The 18,103-nt window shown below is 64.5% G+C and carries 18 protein-coding genes; 16 read left to right on the top strand and 2 right to left on the bottom strand.

Features of this window, described 5'->3' with window-relative positions; translation table 11 throughout:
- The first annotated feature begins 87 nt into the window (after positions 1-87).
- The 11 genes from ffh to IAE34_RS11545 all read left to right on the top strand — a co-directional run bounded on the left by ffh (position 88) and on the right by IAE34_RS11545 (position 9,569).
- Positions 88-1,464 (top strand): signal recognition particle protein, encoded by a 1,377-nt coding sequence (gene ffh / locus IAE34_RS11595; RefSeq protein WP_200139094.1) that lies wholly within the window; start codon positions 88-90, stop codon positions 1,462-1,464.
- Positions 1,465-1,711: 247 nt separating this feature from the next.
- On the top strand, positions 1,712-1,963 hold the full coding sequence (gene rpsP / locus IAE34_RS11590; RefSeq protein WP_008094480.1) for a 30S ribosomal protein S16: 252 nt from the start codon (positions 1,712-1,714) through the stop codon (positions 1,961-1,963).
- Positions 1,964-1,968: 5 nt separating this feature from the next.
- Complete coding sequence (gene rimM, locus IAE34_RS11585) at positions 1,969-2,505, top strand: ribosome maturation factor RimM (protein WP_200139093.1); 537 nt, start codon at positions 1,969-1,971, stop codon at positions 2,503-2,505.
- A gap of 3 nt (positions 2,506-2,508) precedes the next feature.
- Complete coding sequence (gene trmD, locus IAE34_RS11580) at positions 2,509-3,261, top strand: tRNA (guanosine(37)-N1)-methyltransferase TrmD (protein ID WP_200139092.1); 753 nt, start codon at positions 2,509-2,511, stop codon at positions 3,259-3,261.
- 42 nt (positions 3,262-3,303) lie between these two features.
- On the top strand, positions 3,304-3,654 hold the full coding sequence (gene rplS, locus IAE34_RS11575) for a 50S ribosomal protein L19 (protein WP_200139091.1): 351 nt from the start codon (positions 3,304-3,306) through the stop codon (positions 3,652-3,654).
- Between the two features lie 158 nt (positions 3,655-3,812).
- Complete coding sequence (gene xerD / locus IAE34_RS11570) at positions 3,813-4,709, top strand: site-specific tyrosine recombinase XerD (RefSeq protein ID WP_200139090.1); 897 nt, start codon at positions 3,813-3,815, stop codon at positions 4,707-4,709.
- Positions 4,710-4,862: 153 nt separating this feature from the next.
- Positions 4,863-5,648, top strand: a complete 786-nt coding sequence (locus IAE34_RS11565; RefSeq protein ID WP_200139089.1) for a DsbC family protein — start codon at positions 4,863-4,865, stop codon at positions 5,646-5,648.
- Between the two features lie 80 nt (positions 5,649-5,728).
- Entirely contained in the window at positions 5,729-7,033 is a 1,305-nt protein-coding gene (locus IAE34_RS11560) for a homoserine dehydrogenase (RefSeq protein WP_200139088.1), read from the top strand.
- Between the two features lie 146 nt (positions 7,034-7,179).
- A complete protein-coding gene (thrC, locus tag IAE34_RS11555) occupies positions 7,180-8,589 on the top strand; it encodes a threonine synthase (RefSeq protein ID WP_200139087.1) in 1,410 nt (469 codons plus the stop codon).
- A gap of 184 nt (positions 8,590-8,773) precedes the next feature.
- On the top strand, positions 8,774-9,208 hold the full coding sequence (locus IAE34_RS11550) for a histidine kinase (protein ID WP_200139086.1): 435 nt from the start codon (positions 8,774-8,776) through the stop codon (positions 9,206-9,208).
- Positions 9,209-9,287: 79 nt separating this feature from the next.
- Complete coding sequence (locus IAE34_RS11545; RefSeq protein WP_200139085.1) at positions 9,288-9,569, top strand: DUF3509 domain-containing protein; 282 nt, start codon at positions 9,288-9,290, stop codon at positions 9,567-9,569.
- A gap of 175 nt (positions 9,570-9,744) precedes the next feature.
- Here IAE34_RS11545 and IAE34_RS11540 read toward each other — a convergent pair whose 3' ends face one another.
- Positions 9,745-10,641, bottom strand: coding sequence for a TIGR02285 family protein (locus IAE34_RS11540; protein WP_442793198.1), 897 nt, complete (start codon positions 10,639-10,641; stop codon positions 9,745-9,747).
- Positions 10,641-11,840 carry a CaiB/BaiF CoA transferase family protein gene (locus tag IAE34_RS11535; protein WP_200139083.1) on the bottom strand — a complete coding sequence of 400 codons (1,200 nt, stop codon included), beginning with the start codon at positions 11,838-11,840 and terminating at the stop codon, positions 10,641-10,643. The genes IAE34_RS11540 and IAE34_RS11535 overlap by 1 nt, the downstream gene beginning before the upstream one ends.
- 184 nt (positions 11,841-12,024) lie before the next feature.
- Between IAE34_RS11535 and IAE34_RS11530 the strand changes: the two genes are divergently transcribed.
- From IAE34_RS11530 to IAE34_RS11510, 5 genes are all read left to right on the top strand, one after another.
- The gene (locus IAE34_RS11530) at positions 12,025-12,567 is read left to right on the top strand and encodes a YaeQ family protein (protein ID WP_200139082.1); all 543 of its coding nucleotides are present in this window, start codon (positions 12,025-12,027) and stop codon (positions 12,565-12,567) included.
- A gap of 25 nt (positions 12,568-12,592) precedes the next feature.
- Positions 12,593-14,302 carry a single-stranded-DNA-specific exonuclease RecJ gene (gene recJ, locus IAE34_RS11525; protein ID WP_200139081.1) on the top strand — a complete coding sequence of 570 codons (1,710 nt, stop codon included), beginning with the start codon at positions 12,593-12,595 and terminating at the stop codon, positions 14,300-14,302.
- A gap of 167 nt (positions 14,303-14,469) precedes the next feature.
- Entirely contained in the window at positions 14,470-15,576 is a 1,107-nt protein-coding gene (locus IAE34_RS11520) for an NADH:flavin oxidoreductase/NADH oxidase (protein WP_200139080.1), read from the top strand.
- A 60-nt stretch (positions 15,577-15,636) separates the two neighbouring features.
- Positions 15,637-16,350, top strand: coding sequence for a tellurite resistance TerB family protein (locus IAE34_RS11515; RefSeq protein WP_200139079.1), 714 nt, complete (start codon positions 15,637-15,639; stop codon positions 16,348-16,350).
- Between the two features lie 126 nt (positions 16,351-16,476).
- Complete coding sequence (locus tag IAE34_RS11510) at positions 16,477-18,099, top strand: methyl-accepting chemotaxis protein (protein WP_200139078.1); 1,623 nt, start codon at positions 16,477-16,479, stop codon at positions 18,097-18,099.
- Positions 18,100-18,103: the final 4 nt, after the last annotated feature.

The raw sequence follows: 18,103 nt of genomic DNA, 5'->3' as shown, positions 1-18,103 counted from the left end.
ACTGCCCGGCTTGCTGTGCCCTGGGCGTGCCGATCGCCGCCAGGGCGCCTGAACAACCTCGGCTTCACTGGGCCTGAAAGGATCACCATGTTCGAAAACCTGACCGACCGCCTGTCACAGACGCTGCGCCATGTCACCGGCAAGGCCAAGCTGACCGAAGAGAACATCAAGGACACCCTGCGCGAAGTGCGCATGGCCCTGCTCGAGGCCGACGTCGCCCTGCCGGTGGTCAAGGACTTCGTCAACAGCATCAAGGAGCGTGCGGTCGGCACCGAGGTGTCGCGCAGCCTGACCCCAGGCCAGGCCTTCGTGAAGATCGTCCAGGCCGAGCTGGAGCGCCTCATGGGCGCTGCCAACGAAGACCTCGCGCTCAACGCAGCGCCGCCGGCGGTGGTGCTGATGGCCGGCCTGCAGGGTGCGGGCAAGACCACCACCGCCGGCAAGCTGGCGCGGTTCCTCAAGGAACGCAAGAAGAAGAGCGTGATGGTGGTATCGGCCGACGTCTACCGTCCGGCGGCCATCAAACAGCTCGAGACCCTGGCCAACGACATCGGCGTGACCTTCTTCCCGTCCGACATCAGCCAGAAGCCGGTGGACATCGCCGAGGCGGCCATCCGCGAAGCCAAGATCAAGTTCATCGACGTGGTGATCCTCGACACCGCCGGCCGTCTGCACATCGACGCCGACATGATGGACGAGATCAGGGCCCTGCATGCCGCCGTCAAGCCGGTGGAAACCCTGTTCGTGGTCGACGCCATGACCGGCCAGGACGCCGCCAACACGGCCAAGGCCTTCGGCGAAGCGCTGCCGCTCACCGGCGTGGTGCTGACCAAGGTCGACGGCGACGCCCGCGGCGGTGCCGCGCTGTCGGTGCGGGCCATCACCGGCAAGCCGATCAAGTTCATCGGCATGGGCGAGAAGAGCGAAGCGCTCGAGCCGTTCCACCCCGATCGCATCGCCTCGCGCATCCTGGGCATGGGTGACGTGCTCAGCCTGATCGAGCAGGCCGAGCAGACCCTCGACAAGGCCAAGGCCGACAAGCTGGCCAAGAAGCTCAAGAAGGGCAAGGGCTTCGACCTCGAGGATTTCCGCGATCAGCTGCTGCAGATGAAGAACATGGGCGGTCTGGGCGGCCTGATGGACAAGCTGCCGAGCATTGGCGGGGTCAACCTGTCGCAGATGGGCAACGCCCAGGGTGCGGCCGAGAAGCAGTTCAAGCAGATGGAGGCGATCATCAATTCCATGACCCCGGCCGAGCGCCGCGACCCCGACCTGATCAGCGGCTCGCGCAAGCGCCGTATCGCCCTGGGTTCCGGCACCCAGGTGCAGGACATCGGGCGGCTGATCAAGCAGCATAAGCAGATGCAGAAGATGATGAAGAAATTCTCCGCCAAGGGCGGCATGGCCAAGATGATGCGTGGCCTGGGCGGCATGATGCCAGGCGGCGGCATGCCGAAGATGTAAGAGGATCCGCTCGGCCTTCGACAGTATTCGATGACCGGGCAGCACCCGTCACTGACGGGGCAAAACGCCGCGTCAGCGCGGCCCAAGCGGCAGGTCTGGACAGCATGGCAATGGCGTCAGCGAAAAAGCCATTTGCAAATGTCCGTGTATTCCCCGAGAATATGCGGCCTTTTGGGCACCCGTGTGCCTATTTGGCATTCAGATTTGCAGCACCGACTGCAGTACCGACTATAGGAACGATGTTCACATGGTAACCATTCGTCTGGCCCGTGGCGGCTCGAAAAAGCGCCCCTTCTACCACCTGACCGTGACCAACTCGCGTAACGCCCGTGACGGCCGTTTCGTCGAGCGCGTAGGCTTCTTCAACCCGATCGCCTCGGGCGCCGAAGTCAAGCTGTCGGTCAACCAGGAACGCGTCACCTACTGGCTGAGCCAGGGCGCGCAGCCGTCTGAGCGTGTTGCTCAGCTGCTGAAGGACGCTGCCAAGGCCGCCGCCTGAGCAGTATGAACGCGACGCCAGAAACGCCTGACGATCTCATCGTCGTAGGCAAGATCTTTTCGGTTCACGGCGTTCGCGGCGAGGTGAAGGTGTATTCCTTTACCGATCCGATTGAAAACCTGTTGGATTATCCGCGCTGGACGCTTCGGCACGAAGGCAAGGTAAAGCAGGTCGAGCTGGTCAACGGTCGTGGCTCCCAGAAGGGCCTGGTCGTGAAATTGAAAGGCCTCGAGGATCGTGACGAAGCCCGGCTTCTGAGCGGTTACGACATCTGCATTGCGCGGAGCCTTTTGCCCAACCTGGCCGCTGACGAGTACTACTGGTACCAGTTGGTGGGTCTGACGGTCATCAACCAGGACGAACAGCTGTTCGGCAAGGTCGATCACCTGTTGGAGACCGGCGCGAACGATGTATTGGTGGTCAAGCCTAGCGCAGGCAGCCTGGATGATCGCGAGCGTCTGTTGCCCTATACGGAGCAATGCGTGCTGGCCATCGACCTGGAAGCGGGCGTGATGCGAGTCGAATGGGACGCGGATTTCTAGACGATGGGTAACCTTCGCGTAGAAGTCGTCACCTTGTTCCCCGAGATGTTCTCGGCCATCACGGAGTACGGCATAACCAGCCGCGCGGTGAAACAGGGGTTGCTCAGCGTGACCTGCTGGAACCCGCGGGACTACACCACGGATCGACACCACACGGTGGACGATCGGCCTTTTGGTGGTGGTCCGGGCATGGTGATGAAGATCAAGCCTCTGGAAGACGCCCTGGCCAGTGCCAGGCAGGCGACCGGAGCAGCGGCGAAGGTGATCTACCTGTCGCCACAGGGCCGCAAGCTGACTCAGCAGGCGGTCAAGGGTCTGGCCGAGCAGGAATCGTTGATCCTGATCGCCGGCCGTTACGAAGGCATCGACGAGCGCTTTATCGAGGCTCATGTCGATGAAGAGTGGTCGATTGGCGACTATGTGCTGTCCGGTGGCGAGCTGCCGGCCATGGTGCTGATCGATGCGGTTACACGACTGCTGCCCGGAGCTTTGGGGCATGTGGACTCGGCGGAGGAAGACTCTTTCACCGACGGTCTGCTCGATTGCCCGCACTACACCCGACCCGAGGTGTATGCGGATCAGCGTGTACCCGACGTGTTGCTCAGTGGCAACCATGCACACATCCGGCGTTGGAGAATGAAGCAGTCCCTTGGTAGGACCTTCGTACGACGCGCCGATCTTCTGGAAAGTCGCTCACTTTCTGGAGAAGAGAAGAAGCTGCTCGAGGAATACCTCCGCGAGCGGGACGATAGTTAAACGTATCGATGGTGGATCGCGTATCCATCTTAGGAGCACAGCATGACCAACAAAATCATCCAGCAGCTCGAAGCAGAGCAGATGAGCAAGGAAATCCCGGCCTTCGCACCCGGCGACACCGTAGTCGTCCAGGTCAAAGTGAAGGAAGGCGATCGTTCCCGTCTGCAGGCGTTCGAAGGCGTCGTCATCGCCAAGCGTAACCGCGGTCTGAACAGCGCCTTCACCGTGCGCAAGATCTCCAGCGGCGTTGGCGTCGAGCGTACCTTCCAGACCTACAGCCCGCAGATCGACAGCCTGGCCGTGAAACGTCGTGGTGACGTGCGTAAAGCCAAGCTGTACTACCTGCGCGACCTGTCCGGCAAAGCCGCTCGCATCAAGGAAAAACTGTCCTGAGTGCAGTTTGACCGGTGGCCCTGGCCACTGCGCGAGAAAAAAAGCAGCCTTCGGGCTGCTTTTTTGCCTTTCAGGGGCGGTACATGCGCGTGCTCGCGCAGGAGACAAGCCGTCAAGCGGTGTGAAACACTAGGCCACTTCCACCATAAGCTGATCGCATGCCCGCCCTGGACCATCCATTGATCGACCAATTCCTCGATGCCCTCTGGCTGGAAAAGGGCCTCTCGGACAACACCCGTGCGTCCTACCGCAGCGACCTCGCCCTGTTCAATGGCTGGCTCGAGGAGCGGGGCGGGAAATTGCTCGCTGCGAGTCGCGAGGCCATTCTCGATCACCTGGCCTGGCGTTTGGATCAAGGCTACAAGCCGCGTTCCACGGCGCGTTTTCTGTCCGGCGTGCGCGGCTTCTACCGTTATCTGCTGCGCGAGAAACTCATCGCCATCGACCCCACGCTGCAAGTGGAAATGCCGCAACTGGGGCGACCACTGCCCAAGTCGCTGTCAGAAGCGGACGTCGAGGCCCTGCTGAAGGCGCCGGAACTGGGCGAGGTCATCGGCCAGCGCGACCGCGCCATGCTCGAGGTGCTGTATGCCTGCGGGCTGCGGGTCACCGAGTTGGTGAGCCTGACCCTGGATCAGGTCAACCTGCGCCAGGGTGTGCTGCGGGTGATGGGCAAGGGCAGCAAGGAGCGCCTGGTGCCCATGGGCGAGGAGGCGGTGGTGTGGATCGAGCGCTACCTGCGCGGCGGTCGTGCCGAGCTGCTCAATGGCCGCCCCAGCGACGTGCTGTTCCCCAGCCTGCGGGGCGAGGAGATGACCCGCCAGACCTTCTGGCACCGCATCAAGCACCATGCGCGCGTGGCCGGCATCGACAAGCCGCTGTCGCCGCATACCCTGCGCCACGCCTTCGCGACCCACCTGCTCAACCACGGCGCCGACCTGCGTGTGGTGCAGATGCTGTTAGGCCACAGCGACCTGTCCACGACGCAGATCTATACCCACGTGGCCAAGGCACGCCTGCAGCAGTTGCATGCCCAGCATCATCCCCGTGGATGAATGCTGCTCATGTTCAGCCGCTGGCCGGTAGACACTGATTGCGACCCGGCCTGATGTGGTAGTCTTGGACGGTTTGCATCAGGGGCCGCTCTTTTCGCCGTGCTTTTCCCGCAGGCGATGTCCTCCGGTCCCCGTCCGTCTTCAGGAGTACCCATGCGCGTGACCCAGATTTTCGCCGCCGCCGCCTTGGCGCTGGCCAGCACCTTTGCCGCTGCGGCGGCGACCGACGCCAACAGCACCGCCAATGCCAGCGCCGATGCCGGCGCTGAACAGGCCATCCGCAACACTCTCAAGACCCTGGAACTGGACGTGCCGATCGAGAGCGTCTCCAGCAGTCCGGTCGGCGGCTTGTACGAAGTGAAGCTGCAGGGCGGTCGTGTGCTGTACGCCAGCGGCGATGGCCAATACGTCATGCAGGGTTACCTGTACCAGCTCAAGGATGGCAAGCCGGTCAACCTGACCGAAAAGACCGAACGCCAGGGCATCGCCAAGTTGATCAATGGCATTCCCAAGGCTGAAATGGTCATCTACCCGGCCAAGGGCGAAACCCGCTCGCACATCACCGTCTTCACCGACACCACCTGCCCCTACTGCCACAAACTGCACGCCGAGGTGCCCGAGCTCAACAAGCGCGGTATCGAGGTGCGCTATGTCGCCTTCCCGCGCCAGGGGCTGGGTTCGCCGGGCGACGAGCAGTTGCAGGCGGTCTGGTGCTCGAGCGATCGCGTCGCGGCCATGGACAAGATGGTCGATGGCAAGGAAATCAAGGCGGCCAAGTGCGCCAACCCGGTCGGCAAGCAGTTCCACCTGGGCCAGTCGATCGGCGTCAATGGCACGCCGGCGATCGTCCTGGAGAGCGGCCAGGTGATTCCTGGCTATCAGCCGGCACCTCAGGTGGCCAAGCTGGCCCTGGCTGCACAGGCACCCGCGGCCAAGTAATCATTCAATACGCCGTCGTCATGGGGTGACGGCATGTTTCACGGTCGGCGAGGTGCCGGCCGTTCAATGGGGAGTTCTCAGTGAAACCGGTCAAAGTAGGCATCTGTGGGTTGGGGACCGTCGGTGGCGGAACCTTCAATGTGCTTCAGCGCAACGCCGAGGAGATCGCCCGCCGTGCCGGGCGTGGCATCGAAGTGGCGCAGATCGCCATGCGCTCGCAGAACCCGAACTGCCAGATTACCGGTACCCCCATTACCGCTGATGTGTTCGAAGTCGCGAGCAACCCCGAAATCGACATCGTCATCGAACTGATCGGTGGCTACACCATCGCCCGCGACCTGGTGCTCAAGGCCATCGAAAACGGCAAGCATGTGGTCACCGCCAACAAGGCGCTGATCGCCGTGCACGGCAACGAGATATTCGCCCGAGCGCGCGAGAAGGGCGTGATCGTGGCCTTCGAAGCCGCCGTGGCCGGCGGTATCCCAGTGATCAAGGCTATCCGCGAGGGCCTGTCGGCCAACCGTATCAACTGGTTGGCCGGTATCATCAACGGCACCGGCAACTTCATCCTCACCGAAATGCGCGAGAAAGGCCGGGCCTTCCCGGACGTGCTGGCCGAGGCGCAAGCGTTGGGGTATGCCGAGGCCGATCCGACCTTCGATGTCGAGGGGATCGACGCGGCGCACAAGCTGACCATCCTGGCGTCGATCGCCTTTGGCATCCCGCTGCAGTTCGACAAGGCCTACACTGAGGGTATCACCCGCCTGACCACCGCCGACGTCAACTACGCCGAGGCCCTGGGCTACCGCATCAAGCACCTGGGCGTGGCGCGCCGTACCGACGAGGGGATCGAGCTGCGGGTGCACCCGACGCTGATCCCCAGCGATCGACTGATCGCCAACGTCAACGGCGTGATGAACGCGGTCATGGTCAATGGCGATGCTGCAGGCTCGACCCTGTACTACGGCGCGGGCGCCGGCATGGAGCCGACCGCGTCGTCGGTGGTGGCCGACCTGGTGGATGTGGTGCGCGCCATGACATGCGACCCGGAAAACCGCGTACCGCATCTGGCATTCCAGCCCGACTCGCTGTCTGCTCATCCGATCCTGCCGATCGAGGCCTGCGAAAGCGCCTATTATCTGCGGATCCAGGCCAAGGATCACCCCGGAGTGCTGGCGCAGGTGGCCAGCATTCTGTCCGAGCGCGGCATCAACATAGAGTCGATCATGCAGAAGGAAGCCGAGGAACAGGACGGCCTGGTCCCGATGATCCTGCTCACCCACCGCGTGGTCGAGCAGCACATCGACGAAGCCATCGCGGCCATGGAAGCGTTGCACGACGTGGTTGGCAGCGTGGTACGCATTCGGGTCGAGCAGCTGGGCTGAGGCGCACCGCGCCCTGGACCCCCATGCCGTCGAGGCCCTAACAGATTACCGTCGCGGTCAGGCACAGCGACAGCGCGCAAGCGCACAGCCATGAGGCTGTCATTCGTCGCTCCAGGCCTGCCGCTCCACACCAAAGGTTTGCATCCATGCGCTATATCAGTACACGGGGCCAGGCCCCGGCCCTGAACTTCGAAGATGTCCTGCTGGCAGGCCTTGCCAGCGATGGCGGCCTGTACGTGCCGGAGAACCTGCCGCGCTTCACCCAGGAAGAGATCGCCTCCTGGGCCGGCCTGCCGTACCACGAACTGGCGTTCCGCGTGATGCGCCCCTTCGTGGCCGGCAGCATCGACGATGCCGCGTTCAAGAAGATCCTCGAGGAAACCTACGGCGTCTTCGCCCATAGCGCCGTCGCCCCGCTGCGCCAGCTCGACAGCAACGAGTGGGTGATGGAGCTGTTCCACGGCCCGACCCTGGCGTTCAAGGATTTCGCCCTGCAACTGCTCGGCCGTCTGCTCGACCATGTGCTGCTCAAGCGAGGCGAGCGTGTGGTGATCGTCGGTGCCACCAGCGGTGACACCGGCTCGGCCGCCATCGAAGGCTGCCGCCGCTGCGACAACGTCGACATCTTCATCCTGCACCCGCACCAGCGTGTGTCGGAAGTGCAGCGTCGGCAGATGACCACCATCCTGGGCGATAACATCCACAATATCGCCATCGAGGGCAACTTCGACGACTGCCAAGAGATGGTCAAGGCCAGCTTCGCCGACCAGTCGTTCCTCAAGGGCACGCGCCTGGTGGCGGTCAACTCGATCAACTGGGCGCGGATCATGGCCCAGATCGTCTACTACTTCCACGCGGCCTTGCAGCTTGGCGGCCCGGCCCGTTCGGTGGCGTTCTCGGTGCCGACCGGCAACTTCGGCGACATCTTCGCCGGCTACCTGGCGCGCAACATGGGCCTGCCGATCAGCCAACTGGTGGTAGCGACCAACCGCAACGACATCCTGCACCGCTTCATGAGCGGCAACCAGTACGTCAAGGACGCGCTGCACGCGACCCTGTCGCCGTCGATGGACATCATGGTGTCGTCGAACTTCGAGCGCCTGCTGTTCGACCTGCACGGTCGCAACGGCGCGGCCATCGCCGAGCTGATGGGCAACTTCCGGCAGGGCGGCGGCTTCAGCGTCGAACAGGATCGCTGGACCGAGGCGCGCAAGCTGTTCGATTCGCTCGCCGTCAGCGATGAGCAGACCTGCCAGACCATCGCCGAGGTGTTCAAGGCCACCGGCGAAGTGCTCGATCCGCATACCGCGATCGGCGTCAAGGCGGCGCGCGAGTGCCGTCGTAGCCTGGACACCCCCATGGTGATCCTGGGTACCGCGCATCCGGTCAAGTTCCCCGAGGCAGTGGAACAGGCAGGCGTTGGCAAGGCGCTGGAGTTGCCCGTGCACCTGAGCGACCTGTTCAGCCGCGAGGAGCGCTGCACGGTGTTGGCCAACGATCTGGCAGCGGTCCAGGCGTTCGTCAGCCAGCACGGTAACCGCGGCAAGCCGCTGTAAGCGATTCGAGGCTGAGGCTGCAAAGCGGGGCAGGGCGGGAAACCGACCTGCCCTCGCTGCTTTCAGGTTGGGTAATTTAGGAACTATCGCTTCTTAGTATCAGTTTTGTCCTATTCGAGGAGCCATCCTGTCGCTCTAGAGTGGGCGCCCTGACCATCAGTGCGTCTGCCCTCAGGAGCGGTTCATGCAGCACCTCGACCTTCTCGTCGTCCAATCCCGCCCGTCCCACCAGATCCTCGTGCACCAGGCCTGCAATGCCCTGGGCATCTTCAAGGTCAGGGTGGCCGGGGACCTCGCCGAAGCGTGCGCGAGCCTCAAGCGCACCCCGGATGCCGTGCTCATCGACCACAGCATGCCGACCCTGGCGGTGCAGGCGCTGTTGCAGCGCCTGGTCCGTCACGAACACCTGCGTGCAGTGCTGTTCCTGGGCGAGCCACCAGCCGGCGCGCCGAACCTGTCCGTGGAGGCCTGGCGCAAGGGGTTGTGGGTGTTGGGCAACCTGTCCTGGCCGCTGTCGGTCGGTGCGCTGCACGCCGCCTTGCAGCGTCTGCGCCCTGGTGACGGTTACCGTTGGGAGGCAAGCGGTGTGGCGGCAACCTCGGCGCTGGTGACGCGTTGAGGCAGGCCGCCGCGAGACGAACTTTCCGTCTCGCTTGAGGGTCTGTTGGCATAGATTACCGACAAAGTGAGTACGCCGGATGGAAAGAATCTGCACCCTGCTCAACGATGCCCTGACGCCCTATCAGGTCCAGCTCGACGATATGGATGGCTCTGGCCACCGTCAGCTGACCCTGATCGATGCCCGTGGCACGACCGTGCTGCGTCGTTCGGTAAGCCCGCTGCAACTGCAGGATCAGCGTCTGCTGGTGGATCTGGTAGACGGTCTGCACCGCGACCTGCAAATCGTCGAGGGCCGGCTGCAACCTTGCGTCATCGCTGCCCTGAGCAATCAACCGCAGCCTCGGGGAACCTTCGCCTGAGGTACTCGTCACATCTTTAGACCGCCCCTTCGCGCTGCTTTGCTCCGGTAGCGCGCCAGACCGGTCGGAGCCTTGCGAGGCTTCAGATTGACCCCGCCTGCCGGTATCGGCAGACGGGGTTTCTTTTTGCCTGTTCGCCAGCCTTGTCGCCGGGCCTTGTCGTCAGCAAGCGGGGTCAGGGGGCGGCGTCGGTATCGGTCGAACCTTGCGCCTGGAGCAGTCGTGGGGCTTGTTGCAGATAGCGCTGGCGCATGTTGGGGTCCAACCACTTGGCGTAGCGTTCGAAGAGGACCTGCTCGCGCAGATGCGGTAGCAGGCTGTCGATACGCGCGATGGCGGCGCGGCCCTGCGGTGTGTCGGAACAGCCCACGTGCATCAGCTGATAGCGCTGGGTGCCCTTGATCGACAGGAACACGTACTCGTCCACCGAGCTCGCCTGCTGCTGGAGCAGGTAGCGCGCTTCGGGCCAGTAGCCCAGCACCAGTTGCAACCTGCCCAGTTGCTGCATTTGCAACAGGTTGGCCGTGGCGTCGTTGCCGTAGTGTCGGCTCAAGGTGGCCTCGGGCAATTGGCCAAGCAGTGCATCGACCACCTGACCATAACTGCGCCCGGCCACTACCCCGAGTATGCGGTCGGGCCCGCTCAGGAGCTGGGCGAGGTCGACCGAAGATTGTTCTGCGGTCAGCCCCAGCGCAGCCATGTCGCGCCGACGCACGATCACGCCGCTGCTCAGGATCGGCAGCGACGGCTGGGAAAAACTCACGAACCTCGCGCGTTCCGCGGTCCACAGCAGGGTGGGGTCGCGGGCCAGGCTGGCATCCTGCAGCATCTGTATGCCGCGAGGGCGATTGACCCGCACGATGTCGTGATGGTATTCGGGCATCTGCTCGATCAGGCGCGCCAGCAGCTGATCGATGACCCCCTGGCCTTTCTCCTGCCCTTCATGGATGGTGAATGGCGGTAGATCGCGCACCAGCCAGGTCAGCCGCTCGCCTGCCTCGGCAGTGTTCAACGCCAGCAACGGCAGGGCGCACAGCGACAACAGGCGCCTCATGGCATTGGCGGCACGGATCAGACGGCCCCCTGTTCACGCAGTCCGGCGATCTGCGCCGGGCTGTAGCCCAGGCGCTGAAGCAACGCGCTGGTATGCTGGCCCAGCTCGGGGCCAACCCATTCGGTCGAGCCAGGTGTGTCCGAAAGCTTGGGGACGATGCCCGGCATCCTGAACGCCTTGCCGTCGGGCAGGCGACCCTGGACGAACATCTCCCGCGCGAGGAATTGCGGGTCGTTGAACATGTCTTCGGCCGAATAGATACGGCTGGCTGGCACGCCTGCGTCGTTGAGCGCCTGCATCAACTGCTCGAATGGCTGGGCATTGGCCCAGCGGTCGATCACCCCGTACAGTTCGTCACGCCGCAGGTCGCGGCCGTCGTTGCTGGCCAGGGCAGGGTCATCGGCCAGATCGTGGCGCCCGATCGCCTGCATGAAGCGTTTGAAGATGGCATCGCCGTTGGCGCCGATCTGCACGTGACGACCATCGGCGCTGGTGTGGATGGACGACGGTGTGATGCCCGGCATGATGTTGCCGGTGCGCTCGCGAATGAAGCCGAACACGTCGAACTCCGGCACCATGCTTTCCATCATGGCGAAGATCGCCTCGTACAGCGCCACGTCCACCACCTGGCCCTTGCCGCCATTGACTTCGCGGTGGCGCAAGGCCATTAGCGCGCCGATCACACCCCACAGCGCTGCGATCGAGTCGCCGATGGAGATGCCGGTACGCACCGGCGGGCGATCCTCGAAACCGGTGATATAGCGCAGCCCGCCCATGGATTCGCCGACCGCGCCGAAACCGGGTTGATCTTTCATCGGGCCGGTCTGGCCGAAGCCGGACAGGCGCACCATGACCAGGCGCGGGTTGAGTGCATGCAGCACCTCCCAACCCAGGCCCAGTTTTTCCAGGACGCCGGGGCGGAAGTTCTCGATCAGGATGTCCGCTTCGGCCAGCAGCCGCTTGAGGATTTCCTGGCCCTGGGGATGCTTGAGGTTGAGGGTCAGCGACTGCTTGTTGCGGGCCTGCACGAACCACCACAACGAGGTGCCTTCATAGAGTTTGCGCCACTTGCGCAGCGGGTCGCCGCCATCGGGCGATTCTACCTTGATCACCTCGGCGCCGAATTCGGCGCAGATACGCGAAGCGAAGGGGCCGGCGATCAGGGTGCCGAGTTCGATCACCTTGAGGCCGGCGAGGGGTTTGGCGGGACTGGGCATGAAGAGTCCGTGGCGGCTGACTGGATGGCCTTGGTTTTATCACAGCTGACCGGTTGCAGAAACCGCCATTGCGCATGGGTCGCTGGGGGCGAGAGGGCAGGTCATGCCCGATCGCCGATCCGGCGCCCTCTGCAGTGGCGGATCGGGTAAACTCTCCGACTTTCTCCACAGAAGCCTCTGCCTCATGGCCCAGCCATCCACCACCTACAAGTTCGAACTCAATCTCACCGACCTCGACCGTGGCGTTTACGAAAGTGTCCGCCAGACCGTCGCCCGTCATCCGTCCGAGACCGAAGAGCGCATGGCCGTGCGGCTTCTGGCGTATGCGCTGTGGTACAACGAGAACCTGTCGTTCGGTCGTGGTCTGTCGGATGTCGACGAGGCTGCAGTGTGGGAAAAGAGTCTGGATGACCGCATCCTGCACTGGATCGAGGTCGGTCAGCCCGATGCCGAGCGCCTGACCTGGTGTTCGCGCCGGACCGAGCGCACCAGCCTGCTGGCCTATGGCAGCCTGCGCGTCTGGGAAGGCAAGGTGGTCCCGGCGGTGAAGGGGTTGAAGAACCTGAGCATCGCCGCCATCCCCCAGGAGGTGTTGCAGGTCCTGGCCACCGACATGCCGCGCACCATCAAGTGGGACGTGATGATCAGCGAAGGCACGGTGTTCGTCACCGACGACCGTGGCCAGCACGAAGTCCAACTGCAATGGCTGCTCGGCGAGCGCGGCTGATTCCCCGATCCGATTGAAGAGTCCCATGCGCATCGAACCCCGTCCCCTGCCCGACACCCTGCCATTTCTCGGGCAGTTGCCACCGCTGTTGACCCGCCTTTACGCAGCGCGGGGCGTGCAGAGCGAGCTGGAGCTGGACAAGAGCCTGGCCCGCCTGCTGCCCTACCAGCAGCTCAAGGGCATCGACGCGGCCGTGGACCTGCTGGTCGAAGCGCTCGACCAGCGCCAACGTATCCTCATCGTCGGCGATTTCGATGCCGATGGGGCCACCGCCAGTACCGTCGGCGTGCTTGGCCTGCGCCTGCTGGGGGCGGCTCATGTCGACTATCTGGTGCCCAACCGATTCGAATACGGTTATGGACTGACCCCGGAAATCGTCCAGGTGGCCCTGGCGCGCGAGCCGCAACTGCTGGTCACGGTGGACAACGGCATCTCCAGCGTCGAGGGCGTCGCCGCGGCCAAGGCGGCCGGGCTCAAGGTGCTGGTCACCGACCATCACCTGCCTGGCGAACGACTGCCGGACGCCGATGCCATCGTCAATCCCAACCAGCCCGGGTGCAGCTTTCCCAGCAAAGCGCTGGCGGGCGTGGGGGTGATCTTCTATGTGCTCATGGCCCTGCGCGCACGCCTGCGCAGCCTGGGGCGCTACCAGACCCAGGCGCAGCCGAACATCGGCGAACTGCTGGACCTGGTGGCGCTGGGCAGCGTGGCCGACGTGGTACCGCTGGATGCCAACAACCGCATCCTGGTCCACCAGGGGCTCGAGCGCATCCGTGCCGGGCGTGCCCGTGCCGGGCTCAAGGCGATCCTGGAAGTGGCTCGCCGCGATCACCGGCGCATCACCTCCACCGACCTGGGCTTCATCCTGGGCCCGCGGCTCAACGCCGCCGGACGCCTGGACGACATGAGCCTGGGTATCGAGTGCCTGCTCTGCGAGGACCCGGTCGAGGCCGCGCAGATGGCGGCGCAACTCGATGGCCTCAACCAGGACCGCAAGTCCATCGAGCAGGGCATGCAGCGCGAAGCCCTGGCCCAGCTCAAGGACCTGTCGCTGGACGCGATGCCCTATGGCCTGTGCCTGTTCGACCGCCAATGGCATCAGGGCGTGATCGGTATCCTCGCCTCGCGCCTGAAGGAGCGCTACCACCGCCCGACCATCGCCTTCGCCGATGCCGGCGAGGGCATGCTCAAAGGGTCTGCGCGGTCGGTGGCTGGATTTCACATCCGCGATGCCCTGGATGCCGTGGCGGCGCGTCATCCGCAGTTGATCAGCAAGTTCGGTGGCCACGCCATGGCGGCGGGGCTGTCCTTGCCGCAGGCGAATTTCCCGCTGTTCGCCGAGGCCTTCGACCAGGAGGTGCGGCGCCAGCTGTGCGAAGACGATCTCACCGGTCGACTGCTCAGCGATGGCAGCCTGGCGGTAGAAGAATTCCACCTCGACCTGGCCCGTGCCCTGCGCAACGCCGGCCCGTGGGGACAGCACTTCCCCGAGCCGCTGTTCCACGGGGTCTTCGAACTGGTCGAGCAGCGAGTGGTGGGGGAGCGGCACCTGAAGGTCGTGCTCAGGAGCGAATGTGGATCGCTCAAGCTCGACGGCATCGCCTTCGGTATCGACCGCGAGGTGTGGCCGAACCCGACCGTGCGCTGGGTCGAGCTGGCCTACAAGCTGGACGTCAACGAGTTTCGCGGCAATGAAAGCGTGCAACTGATGATCGCCCATATCGAGCCGCGCTGAGCACGGGCGCGTCGCGTGGCAGGAGCCGGCCGCGCAGCGCGCGATGCAGCTGCCGGCAGGGTCCATTGGCCAACTTCTAGGGAACCGGCCCCGGGGGCAATCTGGTCTAGTCTCAAAGGGTGCCGGTGACGGGCCGGCACCGACGTGCAGTCATTCGGAGGCTATCCATGAGCATGCTCCTCGAGCCCTATACCTTGCGTCAGCTGACCTTGCCCAACCGCATCGCCGTTTCGCCGATGTGCCAGTATTCCAGCGTCGACGGCCTGGCCAACGACTGGCACCTGGTTCACCTCGGCAGTCGTGCCGTAGGCGGCGCCGGGCTGGTGATCAGCGAGGCGGTGGCGGTCACTGCCGATGGGCGGATCACCGCCCAGGACCTGGGGTTGTGGGACGACCAGCAGATCGCCCCGCTGCAGCGCATCACCCGCTTCATCACCGCCCAGGGCGCCGTGCCCGGTATCCAGCTGGCGCATGCCGGGCGCAAGGCCAGCACCCATCGGCCCTGGCTGGGCAAGCACGGCAGCGTGCAGGCCGAGGCGGGGGGCTGGCAGCCGGTAGGGCCGTCGAGCATCGCCTTCGATCCCGAGCACACCGCGCCTCGCGAACTGAGCATCGGTGAAATCCAGGGCCTGGTGCAGGCCTTCGTCGATGCGGCGAGCCGCGCCTTGAGCGCCGGCTTCAAGGTGGTGGAGGTCCATGCCGCCCACGGCTACCTGCTGCATCAGTTCCTGTCGCCGCTGAGCAACCAGCGTCGTGACGACTACGGCGGCTCCTTCGAAAACCGCATCCGCCTGACCTTGCAGGTGGTCCAGGCGGTACGTGAAGTCTGGCCGCAGGAGTTACCCCTGCTGGTACGCGTCTCGGCCACCGACTGGGTGGAAGACGGCTGGAACCCCGACGAGACGGTGGAACTGGCACGCCGCCTGAGGGCGCTGGGCGTGGACCTGATCGACGTGTCATCCGGCGGTACGTCGGTCAACGCCGAGATTCCCACAGGCCCGGGCTACCAGACCCGTTTCGCCGAACGGGTACGCAAGGAATCGGAAATCGCCACGGGGACGGTCGGCATGATCACCGAACCTGCCCAGGCCGAACATATCCTGCGCACCGGTCAGGCCGACTTGATCTTCCTGGCGCGCGAGTTGCTCCGCGATCCCTACTGGCCGCTGCATGCGGACGACGACCTGGGCGGCAACAAGGCCACCTGGCCCGCCCAGTACCAGCGCGCAACCCATCGGGCCAACCCGATTCACGAGTCGGACTTGCGCGATTAAGCCTGGATTCAGCTGGCGGTTCTAGACTGAGGCTTTCCTGTCCTGCGTGGAGTCCGCCAGATGAATACCCGTGGTCTGCTCGATCAATTGCTCAAATCCGGTCAATCGCTGTTGCAGAACGCGCCGAACAAGGGCGGCCCGGCCAAGGGCGGTCTCGGCGACCTGCTCGGCGGCAAGGCGGGCGGCCTCGGTGGCCTGGTCTCCGGTGCCGGCGGCGGTGCCTTGGCTGCCGGCGCGATGGGCCTGCTGATGGGCAACAAGAAAGTGCGCAAGGTCGGCGGCAAGGTGCTTACCTACGGGGGCCTGGCTGCGTTGGGCGTGCTCGCCTACAAGGCCTATGGCAACTGGCAGGCGCGCCAGGGCCAGGCAGGTGCAGGCGAGCCACGCACCCTGGATCGGCTGCCCCCGGAACAGGTCGAGCAGCACAGCCAGGCCGTGCTCAAGGCGCTGGTGGCAGCGGCCAAGGCCGACGGTCATATCGACGACAAGGAGCGTGCGTTGATCGAAGGCGAGTTCGCCCGCCTGGACGACGATGCCGACCTGCAGCACTGGCTGCATGCCGAATTGAACAAGCCGCTGGACCCTGCCGAAGTCGCGCGTGCCGCCCAGACGCCCGAAATGGCCGCCGAGATGTACCTGGCCAGCGTGATGATGGTCGACCAGGAACACTTCATGGAACGTGCCTATCTGGACGAGCTGGCGCGCCAGCTGCGCCTGGAACCCACGCTGCGTGCAGAGCTCGAGCAGCAGGTGAGGCAAGTGTCGGCTTCCTGACAGGGCGCGCGGCCGTCGATTGGCCGCGCACCTGCTCCCTCAGGGCAATTCTCCCGTAAAAGCGTCAGGCGCCTGGGCTATACTTCGACGATTTTCCCGCTCGTGAAGCATTCCTGAGGGCTGATTGTGAAGAACTGGACCTTGCGCCAACGGATCCTGGCAAGCTTTGCCGTGATCATCGCCATCATGCTGTTGATGATCGTGGCTGCCTATTCGCGTCTGGTGGCCATCGAGTCCAGCGAAGAGGCGGTAGGGTCCGACAGCATTCCGGGTGTCTACTACAGCTCCATGATCCGCAGTGCCTGGGTCGACAGCTACGTCGCCAGCCAGCAACTGGTCGGCTTGTCGGGGCGCCGCGAGTTCACTTCGGCCGATGCCGAGGTGTTCAAGGGCTTCCATGACCGCCTGCAACAGCAGATGGCCAATTACCGAGGCACCATCCAGGACGCCGACGACCAGGCCTCCTTCGACGCCTTCGTCGCGCTCGACAAGGTCTATGAAGCGTCCGTAGACCACGTCCTGGGCGCTTTCCGGGAAAAGAACTACGGTGAAGCCGAGCGCCTGATCCGCGAGGAGCTCACGCCGGCCTGGAGCGCCGGGCGCAAGCACTTGAACGAGGTGATCGACCGCAACACCCAGTCGGCCAATGCGGCCTCGCGCGACATCGTCAATGCCGTGGCCACCGCCAAGGGCAGCATGGCGGTGTCGCTGCTGCTGGCGATCGCCGCCGCGGGCATTTGCGGCCTGCTGCTGATGCGCGCCATCAGCGCCCCGATGCGCAGCATCGTGCAGGCGCTGGACAAGTTGCGTTCGGGCGATCTCAGCGTGCGCCTGAACATGTCGCGCAAGGACGAATTCGGCGCCATCGAGACCGGCTTCAACGAAATGGCCGAAGCGCTGGCCAACCTGGTGTCCCAGGCGCAGCGTTCCTCGGTGCAGGTCACCACGTCGGTGACCGAGATCGCCGCCACGTCCAAGCAGCAACAGGCGACCGCCACCGAAACGGCCGCCACCACCACCGAAATCGGCGCCACCTCGCGGGAAATCGCCGCCACCTCGCGCGACCTGGTGCGCACCATGACCGAGGTCACCAGCGCCGCCGACCAGGCTTCCAGCCTGGCCGGTTCCGGCCAGCAGGGGCTGGCGCGCATGGAGGAAACCATGCACCAGGTGATGGGCGCGGCCGATCTGGTCAACGCCAAGCTGGGCATCCTCAACGAGAAGGCCAGTAACATCAACCAGGTGGTGGTGACCATCGTCAAGGTCGCCGACCAGACCAACCTGCTGTCGCTCAATGCCGCCATCGAGGCCGAGAAAGCCGGCGAGTACGGCCGCGGTTTCGCCGTGGTGGCCACCGAGGTGCGCCGCCTGGCCGACCAGACGGCCGTCGCGACCTACGACATCGAGCAGATGGTGCGCGAGATCCAGTCGGCGGTCTCCGCCGGCGTCATGGGCATGGACAAGTTCTCCGAGGAAGTACGCCGTGGCATGTTCGAGGTGCAGCAGGTCGGAGAGCAACTCACTCAGATCATTCATCAGGTCCAGGCGCTGGCGCCGCGCGTGCTGATGGTCAACGAGGGCATGCAGGCCCAGGCCACCGGCGCCGAACAGATCAACCAGGCGCTGGCCCAGCTCAGTGACGCCAGCACCCAGACGGTCGAGTCGCTGCGCCAGGCCAGCTTCGCCATCGACGAGCTGAGCCAGGTGGCTGCCGGCCTGCGCGGCGGTGTCTCGCGCTTCAAGGTCTGAGCAC

Source organism: Pseudomonas sp. S30, from assembly GCF_016518545.1.
Classification (GTDB): Bacteria; Pseudomonadota; Gammaproteobacteria; order Pseudomonadales; family Pseudomonadaceae; genus Aquipseudomonas.
The sequence above is the reverse complement of the archived record's forward strand: the minus strand, read 5'-3'. Positions and strand labels throughout refer to the sequence as shown.

Excerpts from the sequence above, each read along its gene's own strand:
- recJ (WP_200139081.1), top strand. The coding sequence starts at position 12,593 with ATGCGCATCGAACCCCGTCCCCTGCCCGACACCCTGCCATTTCTCGGG.
- xerD (WP_200139090.1), top strand. The coding sequence starts at position 3,813 with ATGCCCGCCCTGGACCATCCATTGATCGACCAATTCCTCGATGCCCTC.
- thrC (WP_200139087.1), top strand. The coding sequence starts at position 7,180 with ATGCGCTATATCAGTACACGGGGCCAGGCCCCGGCCCTGAACTTCGAA.
- IAE34_RS11550 (WP_200139086.1), top strand. The coding sequence starts at position 8,774 with ATGCAGCACCTCGACCTTCTCGTCGTCCAATCCCGCCCGTCCCACCAG.
- rplS (WP_200139091.1), top strand. The coding sequence starts at position 3,304 with ATGACCAACAAAATCATCCAGCAGCTCGAAGCAGAGCAGATGAGCAAG.
- ffh (WP_200139094.1), top strand. The coding sequence starts at position 88 with ATGTTCGAAAACCTGACCGACCGCCTGTCACAGACGCTGCGCCATGTC.
- IAE34_RS11565 (WP_200139089.1), top strand. The coding sequence starts at position 4,863 with ATGCGCGTGACCCAGATTTTCGCCGCCGCCGCCTTGGCGCTGGCCAGC.
- rpsP (WP_008094480.1), top strand. The coding sequence starts at position 1,712 with ATGGTAACCATTCGTCTGGCCCGTGGCGGCTCGAAAAAGCGCCCCTTC.
- trmD (WP_200139092.1), top strand. The coding sequence starts at position 2,509 with ATGGGTAACCTTCGCGTAGAAGTCGTCACCTTGTTCCCCGAGATGTTC.
- IAE34_RS11520 (WP_200139080.1), top strand. The coding sequence starts at position 14,470 with ATGAGCATGCTCCTCGAGCCCTATACCTTGCGTCAGCTGACCTTGCCC.
- IAE34_RS11530 (WP_200139082.1), top strand. The coding sequence starts at position 12,025 with ATGGCCCAGCCATCCACCACCTACAAGTTCGAACTCAATCTCACCGAC.
- IAE34_RS11545 (WP_200139085.1), top strand. The coding sequence starts at position 9,288 with ATGGAAAGAATCTGCACCCTGCTCAACGATGCCCTGACGCCCTATCAG.
- IAE34_RS11515 (WP_200139079.1), top strand. The coding sequence starts at position 15,637 with ATGAATACCCGTGGTCTGCTCGATCAATTGCTCAAATCCGGTCAATCG.
- rimM (WP_200139093.1), top strand. The coding sequence starts at position 1,969 with ATGAACGCGACGCCAGAAACGCCTGACGATCTCATCGTCGTAGGCAAG.
- IAE34_RS11535 (WP_200139083.1), bottom strand. The coding sequence starts at position 11,840 with ATGCCCAGTCCCGCCAAACCCCTCGCCGGCCTCAAGGTGATCGAACTC.